This window comes from Roseimarinus sediminis (genome assembly GCF_050433125.1).
Lineage (GTDB): Bacteria > Bacteroidota > Bacteroidia > Bacteroidales > Prolixibacteraceae > Roseimarinus > Roseimarinus sediminis.
The window spans coordinates 85,665-101,397 of sequence record NZ_JBNPXV010000002.1; the positions used below are offsets into that span (position 1 = coordinate 85,665).

Annotated in this window: 15 protein-coding genes; 5 read left to right on the top strand and 10 right to left on the bottom strand. The window is 45.4% G+C overall.

Going from position 1 to position 15,733, the window contains the following annotated elements; all coding sequences use genetic code 11:
- Nucleotides 1-4 precede the first annotated feature (4 nt).
- Nucleotides 5-805, top strand: a complete 801-nt coding sequence (locus tag FHS86_RS03365; protein WP_429411136.1) for a 2-oxo acid dehydrogenase subunit E2 — start codon at nucleotides 5-7, stop codon at nucleotides 803-805.
- Between the two features lie 7 nt (nucleotides 806-812).
- On the opposite strand, the gene FHS86_RS03370 is transcribed toward FHS86_RS03365, so the two are convergent.
- Nucleotides 813-1,607 (bottom strand): cation transporter, encoded by a 795-nt coding sequence (locus FHS86_RS03370; RefSeq protein ID WP_429411138.1) that lies wholly within the window; start codon nucleotides 1,605-1,607, stop codon nucleotides 813-815.
- A 236-nt stretch (nucleotides 1,608-1,843) separates the two neighbouring features.
- On the opposite strand from FHS86_RS03370, the gene FHS86_RS03375 reads away from it, so the two are divergent.
- Nucleotides 1,844-3,076 (top strand): outer membrane protein assembly factor BamB family protein, encoded by a 1,233-nt coding sequence (locus FHS86_RS03375; protein WP_429411140.1) that lies wholly within the window; start codon nucleotides 1,844-1,846, stop codon nucleotides 3,074-3,076.
- 71 nt (nucleotides 3,077-3,147) lie between these two features.
- Here the strand turns inward: FHS86_RS03375 and FHS86_RS03380 are convergent, their stop codons facing one another.
- A complete protein-coding gene (locus tag FHS86_RS03380; protein WP_429411143.1) occupies nucleotides 3,148-4,788 on the bottom strand; it encodes a T9SS type A sorting domain-containing protein in 1,641 nt (546 codons plus the stop codon).
- A gap of 147 nt (nucleotides 4,789-4,935) precedes the next feature.
- On the opposite strand from FHS86_RS03380, the gene FHS86_RS03385 reads away from it, so the two are divergent.
- Nucleotides 4,936-5,664 (top strand): hypothetical protein, encoded by a 729-nt coding sequence (locus tag FHS86_RS03385; RefSeq protein ID WP_429411145.1) that lies wholly within the window; start codon nucleotides 4,936-4,938, stop codon nucleotides 5,662-5,664.
- Between the two features lie 32 nt (nucleotides 5,665-5,696).
- Nucleotides 5,697-7,160 (top strand): T9SS type A sorting domain-containing protein, encoded by a 1,464-nt coding sequence (locus FHS86_RS03390; RefSeq protein ID WP_429411147.1) that lies wholly within the window; start codon nucleotides 5,697-5,699, stop codon nucleotides 7,158-7,160.
- Here the strand turns inward: FHS86_RS03390 and FHS86_RS03395 are convergent.
- From FHS86_RS03395 to FHS86_RS03420, 6 genes are all read right to left on the bottom strand, one after another.
- Nucleotides 7,138-8,043, bottom strand: coding sequence for a metallophosphoesterase family protein (locus tag FHS86_RS03395; protein WP_429411149.1), 906 nt, complete (start codon nucleotides 8,041-8,043; stop codon nucleotides 7,138-7,140). The two genes, FHS86_RS03390 and FHS86_RS03395, sit on opposite strands and share 23 nt — an antisense overlap.
- A gap of 290 nt (nucleotides 8,044-8,333) precedes the next feature.
- Entirely contained in the window at nucleotides 8,334-9,104 is a 771-nt protein-coding gene (locus tag FHS86_RS03400; protein ID WP_429411150.1) for a TIGR03915 family putative DNA repair protein, read from the bottom strand.
- A gap of 188 nt (nucleotides 9,105-9,292) precedes the next feature.
- Nucleotides 9,293-10,606, bottom strand: coding sequence for a putative DNA modification/repair radical SAM protein (locus FHS86_RS03405; protein ID WP_429411151.1), 1,314 nt, complete (start codon nucleotides 10,604-10,606; stop codon nucleotides 9,293-9,295).
- A gap of 145 nt (nucleotides 10,607-10,751) precedes the next feature.
- Nucleotides 10,752-11,285, bottom strand: coding sequence for a 16S rRNA (guanine(966)-N(2))-methyltransferase RsmD (rsmD, locus tag FHS86_RS03410; protein ID WP_429411153.1), 534 nt, complete (start codon nucleotides 11,283-11,285; stop codon nucleotides 10,752-10,754).
- Nucleotides 11,276-12,115 (bottom strand): DUF3822 family protein, encoded by an 840-nt coding sequence (locus tag FHS86_RS03415; protein ID WP_429411155.1) that lies wholly within the window; start codon nucleotides 12,113-12,115, stop codon nucleotides 11,276-11,278. Before FHS86_RS03415 ends, rsmD begins: the two co-directional genes overlap by 10 nt.
- Nucleotides 12,116-12,125: 10 nt before the next feature.
- The gene (locus FHS86_RS03420; RefSeq protein WP_429411157.1) at nucleotides 12,126-12,767 is read right to left on the bottom strand and encodes a hypothetical protein; all 642 of its coding nucleotides are present in this window, start codon (nucleotides 12,765-12,767) and stop codon (nucleotides 12,126-12,128) included.
- A gap of 92 nt (nucleotides 12,768-12,859) precedes the next feature.
- Between FHS86_RS03420 and FHS86_RS03425 the strand changes: the two genes are divergently transcribed.
- Complete coding sequence (locus tag FHS86_RS03425) at nucleotides 12,860-14,299, top strand: ATP-dependent DNA helicase (protein ID WP_429411160.1); 1,440 nt, start codon at nucleotides 12,860-12,862, stop codon at nucleotides 14,297-14,299.
- 78 nt (nucleotides 14,300-14,377) lie between these two features.
- Here FHS86_RS03425 and FHS86_RS03430 read toward each other — a convergent pair whose 3' ends face one another.
- Complete coding sequence (locus tag FHS86_RS03430; protein WP_429411162.1) at nucleotides 14,378-15,310, bottom strand: ribonuclease Z; 933 nt, start codon at nucleotides 15,308-15,310, stop codon at nucleotides 14,378-14,380.
- Between the two features lie 31 nt (nucleotides 15,311-15,341).
- Complete coding sequence (locus tag FHS86_RS03435; RefSeq protein WP_429411164.1) at nucleotides 15,342-15,692, bottom strand: STAS domain-containing protein; 351 nt, start codon at nucleotides 15,690-15,692, stop codon at nucleotides 15,342-15,344.
- Nucleotides 15,693-15,733 lie beyond the last annotated feature (41 nt).

The window sequence follows — 15,733 nt, forward strand, 5'->3', positions numbered from 1 at the left end:
CAAGATGCTTAACAACGATTCATTAAATTCCGACTGGCGCAGGGTGGCATCGACCATTTACCGCAAACCGCTTGATTCAAAAATCTTCGGGCAGGTCGATCTGGATGTGACCCGTTTGGAGGAATTTGTTAGTGACAAACGCAGGAAAGGGATCAAAATCACGCTCACCCACATGATGGTGCTGGCCGTAGCCCGCTGCCTGCGCGATGAAGTGCCGGCACTGAATACCTACATTCGAAGGGGAAGGGTCGTGTCGCACCAAAGCATCGATGCCATGGTGAGTGTGCTAAAAGCCGATGGAGGTATGAGCTCGGTAGTGATCAGGGAAGCCGACCGGCTCAATGTTAGCTCACTGAATGAACGCATGGCCGAAGCCATTCAAAATACCCGGCAGGGGAAAGAAGGCGCATCGATGGAATCGAAAAACATTGTGGCCCGATTGCCCTGGCCATTCCGAAGCTGGGTGTTTTCTCTTTATCAGTTGCTGACCATCAAATGGGGATTGCAACTGCCGTTTTTGAAAGCTTCGCCCGACAGCATGGGCTCGTTTGTGATCAGCAATATTGGAAGTATTGGTTTAGAAACAGGTTACCCGGCACTTTTGCCCGGTGCCAACATGGCTTTTGTTCTGGTGATGGGAGGAGTGGCCAAAAAGCCCGTGGTAATCGACGATGAAATAGTGATTCGCCGCATCATGTCGCTTTCCATCGTAATGGATCATCGCATGGTCGATGCCTCACATGGTGGCAAACTGCTGCGTTATCTGCGGAGAGTGTTTAAGGAACCAGAGCTGCTCGAAAACTAGTTGCTGATTATTTTCCCAGCTTCAATATGCCGAAGGCCCCCCTTACCACAATGATGAAAACAAGGCCCCCCACCAGCAGGTCGGGGTATTTCGATTGGGTAAACAGCACGAGTATACCAGCTATAATAACGCCTGCATTGATGATGATGTCATTGGAAGTAAAGATCATGCTGGCCTTCATGTGGGCTTCCTTGCTTTTCGATTGTTGAAGCAGAAACAGACTTACCGCGTTGGCAATCAGTGCCAGGGCCGAAACAATGATCATGGTTCGGAAATCGGGCAGGGCTTCGTCGGCCACAAAGCGACGAATTACTTCGGCAAGGCCTACCGTGGCCAGGGTCAGCTGAAAGTATCCGCTTAAAGTCGCTACCTTTTTCTTGCGTAAAACAGTTGAACCCACTGCCCATAAACTCAGCCCGTATACCATGGCATCGGCCAGCATGTCGAGCGAATCGGCCACAAGTCCCATCGATCGCGAAAGCAGGCCGGTGGTCATTTCAAGCAGAAAGAAGCCAAAGTTGATGATCAAAACAGCCCAAAGCATCCTTGTTTCAGCCACCGTGTCGGCTTTGTTCAGTTTTTCATTGTAAGCGATGGTCGCCACTTTCTTCGAACCCAGATTCAATTCGCTAAGCCCTTTTTCAATGGCCTCGTTTTCCTTTTCGTGATAAACATACAAGCTGCGTGCGGCGATATCGAATTCCAGCTTTTGTATTTCATCAATTTCTTCAAGTTTCATCCTGATCAGAGCTTCTTCCGAAGGACAATCCATTTTTGAAATATGGTAGGTACTTTTGAACATGCCGGCAATTTTAGAATACCATAACAAAAAAACAAAAAAGGTGTTCAGTTGGCTAAAATTTGTTTTCTCAGCGGCATTGACGGGCCGGAAATTCAGATTCAAATCTACGGTAATATTTGCCGCTTGTGTGTATTTAGCGGTTGTTTACTGATCTTTTCCGTTTTTATTCTGTCAGCAGGCTTCATCGTGTAATGCTTTTCGTTTCTTTATGACTTATGATAAAAAAAACCGAGACAATGAAGACCATTATTATTTGCCTGGCACTTGTAAGCCTGATGAGTTGTAATTCGCCTGTAAGTGTTTATGAATGGCGCGGTGCCAATCGTGCCGGAGTTTATAACGAAAGTGCATTGCTGCGCGATTGGCCTGCTGAGGGACCTGATTTGCTCTGGTCGGTCGATGGACTGGGGCATGGCTATGGATCGCCTGTGGTGGCAGGCGACAGAATTTACCTGACAGGAACCAACGATTCGACTGCTGTTTTGCGGGTTTTCGAGGCAGATGGTACGCCGGCCGGTGAAGTATCCTTTGGCGATGAATGGAATGTGAACTTCCCCGGATCGCGCTGTACGCCTACTGTTTATGGCAACGAGGTGTACGTGCTTTCAGGAAAGGGCGATTTAGCCTGTATCAGTGCTGAAAGTCTGGAAGTGTTGTGGACAAAAAGTCTTTTGCGCGATTTTAACGGCATCGCTCCCCGTTTTGGTTTTGCTCAATCGCCGGTGGTCGATGACGAAAAGGTGTATTGCACGGCCGGTGACAGTATTTACAATGTGGTAGCTCTCGACCGAAAAAGCGGAGCACTCAGCTGGTCGTGTAAGGGCATGGGAGAGCGTCTGGCTTATAACTCAGGTCGCATAATCGATCATAAAGGAAGGAAAATTGTGCTGCTTTTTTCGGCTTACCATCTGATGGCAATCGATGCCGAAAAAGGAGAGTTGCTGTGGACACACGAACAACGAAATACGCCTGTTGAAAAGCGGGAGCCCGGAGCAGGCGATACCCACGGAAATACAGTGCTGTACGAAAATGATACGCTGTATTATGTTGAGGGAGATGGAAATGGTGCCGTAGCCCTTCGATTGGCTGATGATGGAAATGCAGTGGAAGAAATCTGGCACAGGCAGGAAGTCGATAACTACATGGGCGGAATTGTGAACTACGATGGTTTTCTTTACACCTGCGGTTTTTCGAAGCGCAACTTGCTGAAGATGAATGCACGAAGCGGACTTGTACTCGATTCGCTTGATCTGGGCCGTGGTGCACTGATTGCCGCCGACCAGCTGCTGTTCTACTACAATTTCAGAGGAGAGGTACACCTGGTTGATGTCAGGGATCAAGCCTTCGAAAGCAGGGCTTCATTTAAAATAAAGAAAGGAACAAAGGAGCATTTTGCCCATCCGGTGCTGCACAATGGAACTTTACTGATCAGGCATGGCGATTATTTGGGAGCCTACAAAGTGCAGTGAGAAATAAATGAGCCAGACTTGATGCAGCAATGGTTGCACAAGCCTGGCTTTTTGTTGTTTATCAGTTGAAGTTAATTGCTGATCTGCAGCTGGCCGCTTACATAGTTGCCGCTTTCGTTTTGAATCCGATAAAGGTAAAGCCCGCTTCTTAGTCCGCCCCGTTCAAGCAGTAGCTCGTTGCTGCCTGTTTCCTGTGTCGTTTCGCTGAAAAGCATTCGACCACCAGTGTCATAGATGCTTAGCAGCAGTTTTTTGCTTCCCGAAAAAGGGTGGGTAATTCGCGCTTTCTGTGTGAAAGGGTTGGGATACACCTTTGAGCCTGACTGTATTGTTTTTTGTTCATTGATGGTATTGGGACCTTTGGTGTTGACCATGGTAATGGTCGAAATGGTCAAAGGGTCGATCGAAAAAACCGAATCGCTGAGTTCGCCCGTAAGCTGACAGTTGATCCTCATGTTGGTTTGGTATACTTCCGATTTGTCGAAAGAAAAACTTCCCGGAAAAATCTTGATATCACGCGCACGGTAGTCCGAACGATTGACAACCACCACAACCGCCGAATCGCCGGTGCTGTTCATGAAACCCACGGTGGCTATTTCGCTGCTGGCCAGCTGGGTGTTGATGCGTTGCCATCCGGGTTCGATAAAGGCAGAAAATTGCTTGAAGGCAAAAAACATTTTATTCCGGTAATAACCCCGGGGATATTTCCACGATCCGGGAGTCCATGGATTATCGAGCGTTACCAGTCCGCCTTCGTTCCAGATGAGGTCCCAGTAAAAATAAGCTACCACATTTTCATCGACCAGCGATTTGTAAATGAGTCCCGAAAGGTTGAACCAGTCACTGCGTTCGTACTCTGTTTGATAATGAGGGATTTCAGGATACAGTTCGCCCACTTTTTTCATGTCGGCTGTTACCCATGGATTGTTTTCATCCACCCCGTGGTAGAGGTGGTGGGCAATGCCGTGCAGGTATTGTACATCGATTTGTTTCATGTAGTTCTGAACCACATTGTAGCCAATGCCAATGGTTTCGGGGCCCAGCAGCTTTGTTTTATGACCGGAAGACTCAAAGGCCTTGTAAACCGTCTCGAGTGCTTTGTTGTAACCGGCAATGGTGTCGGTGCTGTTCACCAGTTCGGCCGGGGCGAGCCGGCACGATTCATAGGTGGCGGTAAAGTCGGGCTCATTTTGGATGCTAACAAAAGTAGGGTAAATTCCGGCAGCCTGATAGGTATTGAGCGATTCGACCCACCATTGGGCGAAAGCGTCGTAATCGAAGTTCACTGTTGCGTCTTCGAGTGTGTACCTGAGGGTACCGCCGTTCGATCGGTCGTTGTTGCTCTTCAAATAGGCGGGAGGTCCCCACGAAGTAGTCAAAAAAGGAATGGGATTTCCTCGTACTCTTTCCGACTGGGTAATGTATTCCTTTACCCGGCCAATCATGTCGGCATCGTAACCGTGGGCATTGCGTACACGCAGGAAGTCGAGACTTAGTTCGCCAAATATAATGTCGTAGATTTCTCTTTTATTGGGATGTGCATTTAACCAGCCTTCATAATAAGCCAGTGAGGCACCGAATCCTTCGAAAGTCTGAAATTTTTCTTCGGGAGTCATGTTCAGTTTTAATACCTGGGCCTTACTGTTTTTTGGCGCAACACCCGGAAAGCTCAAAACGCAGAGCAACAAAAAGAGTTTGTAAATAAAATTCATATTCACCGTGTTTTTAAATCACTAAAGGCTGGTAAAAATATAAAAAGCCTTAGAGTAGAAGGGCTATTTTATTGCAGGAAGTGGGGGACAAATCTGTTGATTATTGTTGCTTTTCACTATATTTGATCGAACCTAACTGAAGAACAGATGCTTGTAAAATTGATCACTTCGCTGCTTTTTGTGTTCATGATTGTTATGAACTATTTAGCCAATGCCCTGCCGCTTAACGGAAAAACCACCGGCGAATTGTCTGATGCTTATCCCAATTTGTTTGTTCCGGCCGGAATTACTTTCTCCATCTGGGGGGTGATTTATCTGTTGCTGGCGCTTTATGTTGTGCTGCAATTTTTCCCTGCTTATTCGAAAGTTGCAAGTGATATTGGATGGCTCTTTGCCATCAGCTCGCTTTTCAACGGACTATGGATTATTGCCTGGCACTATCAGCGCCTGCCGCTGTCTTTGCTGGTAATGGCCGGAATGTTGCTAACACTTCTACTCATCAATCAGCGAATTAGCGCTTTAAATTATGGCTGGGTAAAAGCTGCGTTCGGTGTTTACCTGGGTTGGATATGCATTGCTACCATTGCCAATGTTACCGCAGTATTGGTGAATTACAACTGGGGCGGATGGGGTATTTCGGAACAAAGCTGGGCGCTGATAATGATGACGGCCGGCATGTTAATCGGAATCATTACACTTGTTAAAATGAACAATCCCTTTGTCGGGCTCTCTGTTGCCTGGGCTTTTGCAGGCATTGCCATCAAACGACAAAGCGATTACCCGCTTATTATGGGTGCTGCCATTGTAATGGCTGTTCTTGTTCTGGGCGTTTGTATTTATCAGCTGTTTTTTTCATCACGCATGCTTAATGCCTGATTTGTTTATTTGTTGACTCCCAAATTTTAAAAATGACTTTTTTCAAACTGTTTCTGGTCAGTATCTTCTTTGGCTTAAGTGCTGCATCATTTTCACAAAGTGATTCACTCATTTTGATTGGCGATCTGGCCAACGATCTGGGTAAATCGGTATGTACAACATCCAACGGCGATCTGATCCTGCTGGCCGAAGTTCAAAAAAGCAGATTCAGTCAAAGAACCTCTTATTATGCGCGCTTCAAAAAAAATGGAAGTATGCTTTGGCAACACACTTATCAAAGTGAGCATGCAATGGAAGCAAACCATATTACACCCCTTAAAAATGGCAATTTTGCACTGACAGGTACCTGTTTCGGCGAACGAAGTTTAGACATGCATGTACTGATTATCGATGACGACGGGAAGATTGTCTCAGATATGCGCATCGACAATGGGGGAGTGGATAAAGGATATAAATCCATTGAAACACGAAACGGTCAGCTGATAACTTTGGGCTTTGCCGAAAATAAGTCACCTCTTTTGGACCTGTTTATTTCATGTCATAGCAGCGAGGGAAAAACGTTATGGAGAAAAGCAATCGGCTCGAATATTTATGATTATGCTTTCGATGTGCTGGAAGCCGAAAATGGTGATTTGCTGCTTTGTGGAACGCTGGGGGGATTTTATTACCGCACAGGCTGGGAGTACCGGAATCACGATGCCCAGTTCTTGATTTATCGCCTTGATAAAAATGGTGAAGTGCTGTTTTCGAAAGATTGGGGCGGCAACGGTCATGACGAAATAAAGCGAATTGTTGCAGACCCCCGTGGGGGGTTTTTTCTGTTTGGATCAACACAATACAACGATTCGCTCAGCTTCGATATGTTTCTTCAAAAAACGGATGACGATTTCAATGTTTTATGGAGCAAGTCCTTTGGAGGCGTTTTGTGGGACAAGGGAAACGATTTGCTCTTGTCGAACAACAATGAACTGTATTTGATAGGAACATCGCAAAGCGAAGGAAGTGAAAGCGGAGCTGATATGCTGCTAATAAAATGTGATCTTTCGGGGGAGGTACTTTGGGAAAAAAGACTGGGCTCGGCAGGAAGTGACGAAGGGGTAGCCCTGGCTGGTGACTCTTCGGGTGATATTATCATTACAGGATCGGTATCGGCCGGGCAACAACTAAAGCAGGCCGCCGTGGCCCTATTTTCTTCCGAAGGAAAACAAAAAGCATTTGATAAGCTTCAAATCAAAAAGATGAATGAAACCAAGGTTTATCCTAATCCGGCCAGTAGTTACCTTCACATCGAAATTGATCCGCTTTATAAAGGACCTTTTACCTTTCAGCTTTATAATTTTTCCGGGCAGGTGGTCAAGTCAATCAACATTGAGGCTGTCCCCTTTACCTGTACTGACCTTGAGCTAAGCAACGGAGTGTATTTGTACCGCATAAGCAATCAGTCGGAGCTTATTCATTCGGGACAGTTGATGCTTAATACCGATTTTCTGAATTGAGTAAGGAATCGAGATTGACAAACTGGTAGCTAAGCGTTCTTTCCGACTGAGAGAATTCGAATTCAAGAAAGCGATCGTCGGGTTGAAGCGCGTATTCATCCGCTTGTTTGAAATACTTTGACTTCTCTAAGCCCGAAGCCATAAAAGTAATCCCGTCGGCCGAACGTTGCGCATAGTGTGTTCCGTTCGATCCTGCATCTCCCATAATGCAGTAAACATCAATCCCCCTTTGCTGTACTTTCACCAACATGGGGTAAATGGCTTCCTTAAAAGTGCTTTCCGAACTGTTGCAATGTGCATTATAGTGTGTAAGAAGGGTATGACCGATCAGACTTGGATTCTTTATTCCGGGAATATCTTTCCAGATTCCATGATGAAAAATCAACAGGAACTGCGATGACTTACTGATTGTATCACAAAACTGGGTCAGCATTTCGTACTGGGCATTCAACTGCTCACAATCGGAGGGATTGAGCGACGAGTCGTACACAAAAAATGATACTCCTTTATGGTGGTAGCTGTAAAATGTTTCTCGCCCGGTTAAGAAGCGATACCAGTCGACATTCCCATTCAGGTAATCATGGTTGCCAAGTGCCCAGAGGGTATTCTGACTTTTTACGTCAAATACCTCATCGACATGCTCCAGGGTGCTGTACTTCGACAAGGTGGCCGGAGTGACATCACCACCCAGCATGATGACATCGTAATTCGATAAATCCATCTGCTGCACTCTTTCGTCTACACGGCTGGGGCCACCATTGTTCCAGTGTTGATAACAATGTCCCAGAAAAATAAATCGGCTAACTTCACCTTGTCCATAGCTGTTGGTAATCGTCACGCTAAAAAGCAGCAGCAACACTATTTTGTAAACGATTCGTTTCATAGAAAAAGTTTTTGGGTTCAGGTAGATGGACTTCGTTTTAACACTCAGACTATTTATTTTGCTTTTACCAAATATTGGCAACGCATAAATAATTGATCGTGTATCACTACAAATATAAATAGATTTTCTCCCGAACTTTAGGAAAATGAGTTTCAACATCAGGTAAAATTGAAACACCTCATCTTCTTTATTGTTATTAACAGTTAATGAGAGCAGCAGCACCTCCAAATTTTCCATTTCTTTCTATTGTCTCCGATTGCCTTCCATGGCTTCCAATCGCCTTTCATCACTTACCCTTTTGTTCTTTTCTCCGTCAAATACTTCCAGTAGCGCCGGGGCATGTGGTTTTTCTGGCACTTCAGATTGAGTCGCTCCATGATGGTGATGTGCTCGCAATAGTTTTTCCACAGTCGCTGGTAGTTTACTTCTCCTTCGTGCAGTGCCGATTCCTGAAGTGTTCCGTCGCTGCGGTTAAACGTGGGCTCGTTCAGCATCACTTCCTCCGTTTTCCGAAGGTTGTAGTAAAAGCCATAATCGCGTTTCAGGTCATACAGCAACCATTGTTGATCGGCAAAACGATCCTTAAAATGCTTCAGCAGCATGGGCAGCACATCGTAGCGTGGACTGATGGCCGAAAAATAAATCCCGTCGCGGGTAAGCTGAAAACGCACCAGTTCAATCATACGCATGGCTTCGTGACTCACCCTGCGCGCTGCCTGTCGAATGGCCAGCACATGCTCGTCGGCATAATTGCCTTCGATGGGCGTTTTGCTGTTGAACGATAACTGAGCAAAGCGAAACAGCTGCATTTCGATTCCGCTTTCACCCGACAAAAAAGCCATGAATGGAAGCTGGTCGAGCTGCCAGCTCAGTTTTTGCTGCCACGCATCCCAAACCCTGTCGGCATGCACCTTGTTCGTGGCAATTGTTCTGGTTTCAGCGAACATCGTAACCTGAAACAAATTGTTGGCACCAATTTCTGTAGGTTCAATGCGCTGTTCGTAGCATTCAAAAATTAAGCTTAAAAAACCCTCAAAAGTTCCGTCGTACAATAAAATCATGTTTCCTGTCTTTATTATTTGGGGGGCCAATCGGCCTTCGGCTGCAAGTGGCCGCGTGTTGCCCCTTGTTTCGCAGGGCGGGCAGTCGGCTTCCGCTGGTCGCCACCTGTCCGCCCGCTCAACAGCGGTGCAACCCGTGGCCCGCTTTCCGCCTCCGTCCGGCCCCAAGCCGCTGCAGGCTGTCAATATCAATGTGTAATAAAGCGCTCCCGGTTGGCCAGCAACAATGCGTTTGGCTGAGCCGTAAAGTCAAATAATTTTAACTGGGTGTCGGGCTGGAGTCGTTTTTGCCGATCAGCCCTTAATAGTTGTACTTTTAGCCGCGCCGGATCGTAGTCGTGCAGGGCAGGGGGCAATTCATTGTTCGTTATAAAATATTGAGCCCGCTTCATCACCACACCAATTTTTTTCAAATGGCTGGCAGTTAATTTTCCAAAGCGTCGTGCCTGTATAATCCGCTGGGCCGATTGTACACCAATGCCTGGAACACGCAGTATCATTTCATAATCGGCACGGTTCACATCGACCGGATACAGGTGGTAATTTCGCAGGGCATACGCCAGCTTGGGATCTACGTCGAGATCGAGAAAGGGGTGTTCGTCCGACACAATTTCGCTGGCGCTGAAACGATAAAAACGCATCAGCCAGTCACTCTGATAGAGCCGGTTCTCTCTTACCAGAGGAGCTTCCTTTAATACCGGCAGCCGTTTGTCGTAACTGTTAACAGGCAGATAGCCCGAATAGTACACCCGCTTTAGTCTTTGCTGCTCGTAAAGATTGCTTGCCAGGGTCAGAATCTGCTGATCACTTTCGGGCGTTGCTCCAACAATTAATTGAGTGCTTTGTCCGGCAGGAACAAAGGGGTGGGCATGCTGGTATTTTTTTAGTGCTTCGCGGTTTTCATTGATCCCCGAGCTGATTCGGTTCATTGGCAAAAATACCTCTTCATGATTTTTTTCGGGAGCCAGTTTTTTTAGTTCCTGGTTGGTGGGGATCTCAATGTTAACACTCATCCGGTCGGCATATTTGCCGGCTTCGTTAATCAGTTGTTCACTGGCGCCCGGGATGGCTTTCAGATGAATGTAACCATTGTAGCGCTCTTCGGTGCGCAGTTTCTTAGCCACCAACATCATGCGTTCCATGGTATAATCGGGATTTTTAATTACACCCGAACTCAAAAAAAGCCCCTCGATGTAGTTGCGACGGTAAAAACCAATGGTAATGTCGACCAGCTCCTCCGGAGTAAGGGTGGCACGTTGATGATCGTTGCTGCGGCGGTTAATGCAATAGGCACAATCGTAAATACAATGATTGCTCATCAGTATTTTTAGTAAACTGATGCACCGACCGTCGGCCGTAAAACTGTGACAGATGCCGGCCGAAAGCGTATTTCCGATGCCTTTTCCCCGATTGGCTCTGCTGTTTCCACTCGATGAGCAGGACACATCGTACTTGGCCGATTCGGCCAATAGGTTTAGTTTCTGAATAGTGTTTTCATTCATGGCTGATTATTTTGGCTTAATCAGCGACAAGATACTAAAAATATTAGCTCAATTGGTTCCGGATTTTCAACAAATGAAAAATCGTCGATTGTGGTTTACAATGAAGGTTGGTGAAGATGCTGTTACGATGTTGCTTTACTTGTTGCTATTGCTTTGCAAAAAAGCTAAAGTGAACCTTTCCGTATTTACGGGTTTCGGTGTAAGCCGGAAGTTTACTGAAATTAAATTCTTTGGGGTGTTCAACAATGAGGATTCCATCGTCGCTAAGCAGGTTCTTCTCCAGTATTTTTTCGGGTATTTCATCAAAGCGGGGATGGTCGTAGGGCGGATCTGCAAAAATCAGATCAAATTTCGTTTTTTCTGCATCGATCATTCTGAAAACATCAGTGCGGTAAATTCGGGCAACTTCATCGAGTTCCCTGAGTACCGATTTGATGAATTGGGCATGTTTGAAATTCACTTCAACCATGGTCACATCGTCACAACCCCTCGAAATAAATTCAAAACCAATGCTGCCGGTACCTGCAAACAAATCGAGTACCCTGATGCTTTCGAAGTCAATCCGGTTATTCAAGATATTAAAAAGACCTTCGCGTGCAAGGTCGGTTGTTGGTCGGGCTTTAAAACTTTTTCCCGGATGAAACAGCCGGCCTTTGTATTTTCCTCCTATTATTCGCATAAGGCTAAGGTTAAAAGTGGAAGATAAGCAGTTTCGCTTTCATCGAGGAAAGTATAACTGATGGTATAGGGAGCCGGAAGTCGGGCCGTCTTAACCCGCGGGATGTATTCCCTGAGAAGCTGATTGAGCTCCGTAGTCTGCCAGGTATCACCTGTAATTAGTAGTTCTTCGGGGGCTTTAGTGCCCAGTGCTTTGAGCGTGCTCAAAATATAATACAAACAATCGGCATCGTTTTTAACAAAAAAGGCATTGATGAGTTGAGGGCTTTGTTCATTCACCATCAACACATAAAGCTGGTGATGGTGACGTTCGATTAACAGAAGGTTTCTGTCGTAATGCAGTTTGGGGGCATGAAGCAACATGGTCTCAAGGGGTGAAAAAAAGCGTACATGCTGAAACTGCTCTTTGAACAGCTTGACTAAAACCCCGGGTATCGACCACAACAGGAATTTGTTATCGGCTAAGCTTTGTTCAAGAACCAGCTCATCGCGTTGATGTCCATAGGTGAATGCAAAGAGTTCATCTTTTGCTTCCTGTTCATAAAGTGAAGCCGGAACCATGGTTAGCTTTCTCCCATAATAGAGCACATTGGTTTTTCGGTATTTTTGCTGCAAAACCCGGTTTGAACTGATCAGTGTACTGATTTCGTTTTTGAGTTCAAAAGCAGTAGCTGCTGTCATGAGCGATTTACCCATAACGATGAACTTACCAACTGTGTTGTCAAGTACCGAAAAAGAAAATCCATCCAGTGCACACTGGATGGATAGACTGTATTTTTGACAAGCGTTGATATCGAAAGTTTCGTCGATATGCAGGGATGTAAGCTCCATCAAAGTGCTGTTATTCCCAGTTACCGGCGTTGTTGTTGGGCTCGCTTACCGAACCAACTTTCAATCCCGGGTAACGGCTGTTTTTGCGTCGCTGCTCATTCAAATTGATGATTTGCTGTTCGTACTCATCTTTCAATTCAACCAAGATCTGGTTGTTGTGAGCCCGGGCTTCAAATACAGGTACACTTACTCCCGACCCGGTAACAATGGTGGTTTGCCCCAGCCAGAATTTCTGACCACCGGAATTCGGAATGGTGCTGATTTTATCAATCGGATATTCCTTTCCAAAAGTTTCTTCGAGTACGCTTGCTTTAATGGTGTCACGAATTATCAGTCCTTTTTCCATTGCAGCTCTTTCATCAAGCCCGGCTTCAATCATGCTGTCGGTTAACATCCCGATTTTACGAATTTTTGGAACTGAATCATACTTAACAAACGAAATGAGTGAGTCCCAATCGCCTGAAAATTTCTCGTGTACATCTTTGTAAGCCAGCTGTGCTTTACGAATGTCTTTTAATCTTTCTACCACATCTTCATACCTGGCATCTTTCTCTTTTTCAAATGCAATGGGAGTCTGAATAGTATCCCAGATCAGATAAGCCAAAAAAGCTGCTAAAGCAATTAAGACAACTTGAATGATAATTCGTTTCATTATTATGATGTTAAAAGGTTTTTGTGTGCTATGCCTGCAAATTTATAAAAAAAATTAGATTATGTTTCTTCATAAAAATTAAATTAGAGGATATGTTTGAAAAGAAACTATCGCAAATAATACGCCAAAAATTAATTGTTGAACCAACCAACAGTCAGCAGGGGGCAATCGACGGCATTGCGCACTTCCTTTACACGCACGATCAGTACAGTATGTTTTTGCTGAAAGGCTATGCAGGGACAGGTAAAACGCTGCTGGTGAGCACGCTGGTCGAAGCCCTGAAACTTTTCAAAGTGAAGACTGAACTCATGGCTCCCACCGGGCGCGCAGCCAAGGTGCTTTCACAATATGCCGGCAAGCCTGCATATACCATTCATAAAAAAATTTATCGTCAGCAATCGAATAACGACGGAATGGGGCGTTTTGTGCGCGATTACAATAAAGCTTCGAATACCCTCTTCATTGTCGACGAGGCTTCGATGATTTCGAATGAGTCGGGAGAACAGGCTTTGTTCGGAACCGGCCGACTGCTCGACGATTTGATAGAATATGTATACAATGGTAACAATTGCCGGCTGATGTTGGTGGGCGATACGGCTCAGTTGCCGCCTGTTGGGCTCAATGTAAGTCCTGCACTCGACGAAACAGTGTTGAAAGGCTACTCAATGGAGGTTTTTAGCGCTGTATTAAGCGATGTGGTAAGACAGGCTGTAGCTTCGGGTATTCTTTTTAACGCAACGTCCATCCGGAAATTAATTGATGAACAAATAAGCGGAAGTTTTTTCTCCATTGCAATTGATCGCTTTCCTGACCTGTACCGCGTGAGTGGTGAAGAACTGATAGAAACCATCAGCGCCTGTTACGACCGTTATGGCGAGTCGGAAACCATTGTGGTTACAAGGTCGAATAAACGTGCCAATGTGTTTAATCAGGGAATCAGGGGGTCCATTCTTTATCGTGAGTCGGAATTAAGCAATGGCGATTTGCTGATGATCGTAAAAAACAACTATCACTGGACCGACCCTGACGGGAAGCTCGATTTTATTGCCAACGGCGACATTGCACGGGTGATGAGGGTGCATAAGCACGAAGAGCTGTATGGATTTCGCTTTGCCAATGTCACACTGCAATTTATCGATTACGATGATGTTGAGCTTGAATGCAAGATCTTTATCGATACCCTGAATATCGAAAGTGCATCGTTTACCTACAACGACAGCCAACGGCTTTATCAGGCCGTGCAGGAAGATTATATGCACATTGGAAGTAAGGCCAAACGCTGGAAGGAAATTAAGGAAGATCCTTATTTTAATGCCTTGCAGGTAAAGTTTGCCTATGCGGTGACCTGCCACAAAGCACAGGGGGGGCAATGGGATGCTGTGTTTATCGATCATGGCTATCTCACCAAAGAAATGCTGGGCATCGATTACCTGCGCTGGTTTTATACGGCTTTTACACGTCCAAAAACGAATTTATACCTGGTTAACTTCGACAAACACTTCTTCGGTGAGGGCGATGAAGAATTCAAATAGGTGGGCAGGCTGCATCCTTGAGTGGGATTAACAAAGTTCAAAGCTTAAATGCTCCCCAAAATCAGACTAAGCAGCGTGCTATTTTTCCCGTTGCTGAGGAATTTTAATTACCATTCCTTCGCGGGCAGCTTCCGTGTTTTTGAATACTTCCCGGGCTTCCTCTATCATAAAGCCGACATCCTTGTAGCGTGCCGAGAAATGGCCGAGTAATAGTTGTTCCACATTGGAGTCGCGAGCCAGCATGGCCGCTTGCCGGGCTGTTGAATGAAAGGTTTCCTGTGCTCTTTTTTCATCGGCATTGCTGAAAGTTGCTTCGTGATACAACAGGGAGCTTTTATTCACTTGTTCACTCAGACCGGGCAAATAGGCAGTGTCGGTGCAAAAAGAATAGCTTCGCTGTTTGTAAGCAGGCAAGGTGAGTTCACTATTGGGAATCACCCTGCCTTCGGGCTTGATAAAGTCTTCTCCCTTCTTGATCTTATAAATTTCTTTAAGCGGGATCTGGTAAGCATCGATTTTTTCTTTCCGAATATTTAATTCAGCTGGCTTTTCAGTGAAGCGGAATCCGCAACAAGCGATGCGGTGTTTTACGGGAAATGAGGTCACTGTCAGCACTTCATTTTCAAGCACCAGTTGCGGACGCTTAAAGTTGAGCGGGTGCCAGATAATATTATAGCCAATATCGTCGCCCAGGAATTTCAGCTGTGATTGCAGTATTTCGGGCAGTTCGGAGTGGGCATAGATGTGAAGATCGCTTTTTCGTCCCAGTAGTACATAGGTGGTCAGCAGTCCGATAAGGCCGAAGAAATGATCGCCATGCAGGTGGGAAATAAAGATGTGATTGATACGGCTGAATTTGACTCCGTATTTACGCATCTGAATTTGTGTTCCTTCACCGCAGTCGATTAAAAAAAACCGCTCACGTACATTCAGTACATGAGCGGTATGGTATCTTTCAGAAGTTGGCAGTGCCGAACTTGTTCCTAATATGGTTAACTCGAATGGTATCATCTTTGAAGCATTTTAATGCTCAAAGATAGGATTATTCAATTTCTTTTTCCATCCAGGCTTCTGCTTCATCCAGACTTTCCTTGATATTTAAAATAGTATCAAGCAAAGAAATCTTAATGAGACTGTCAACTTCGGGTTGTAAACCGGTTAATACAAATTTGCCTTCGAGCTGTTCGCAAAGGCGATTGGCAACCAAAATGGCACTGAGCCCCGACGAATCACAATACTCACAACTTTCCAGATTAAGAACCAGATTTTTAGTTCCTTCATTGGTCATCAGTACGAATTCTGATTTCAGATCGGGCGCATTGGTCGTGTTCAGTTTAGTAGCAGTAGTACTAACTACTACATATTTGCCTTTTTTATCAATTGTGTAATCCATAGCTCGAACAAGGTACAAATTTCGGTTTTAATAATCCAAAC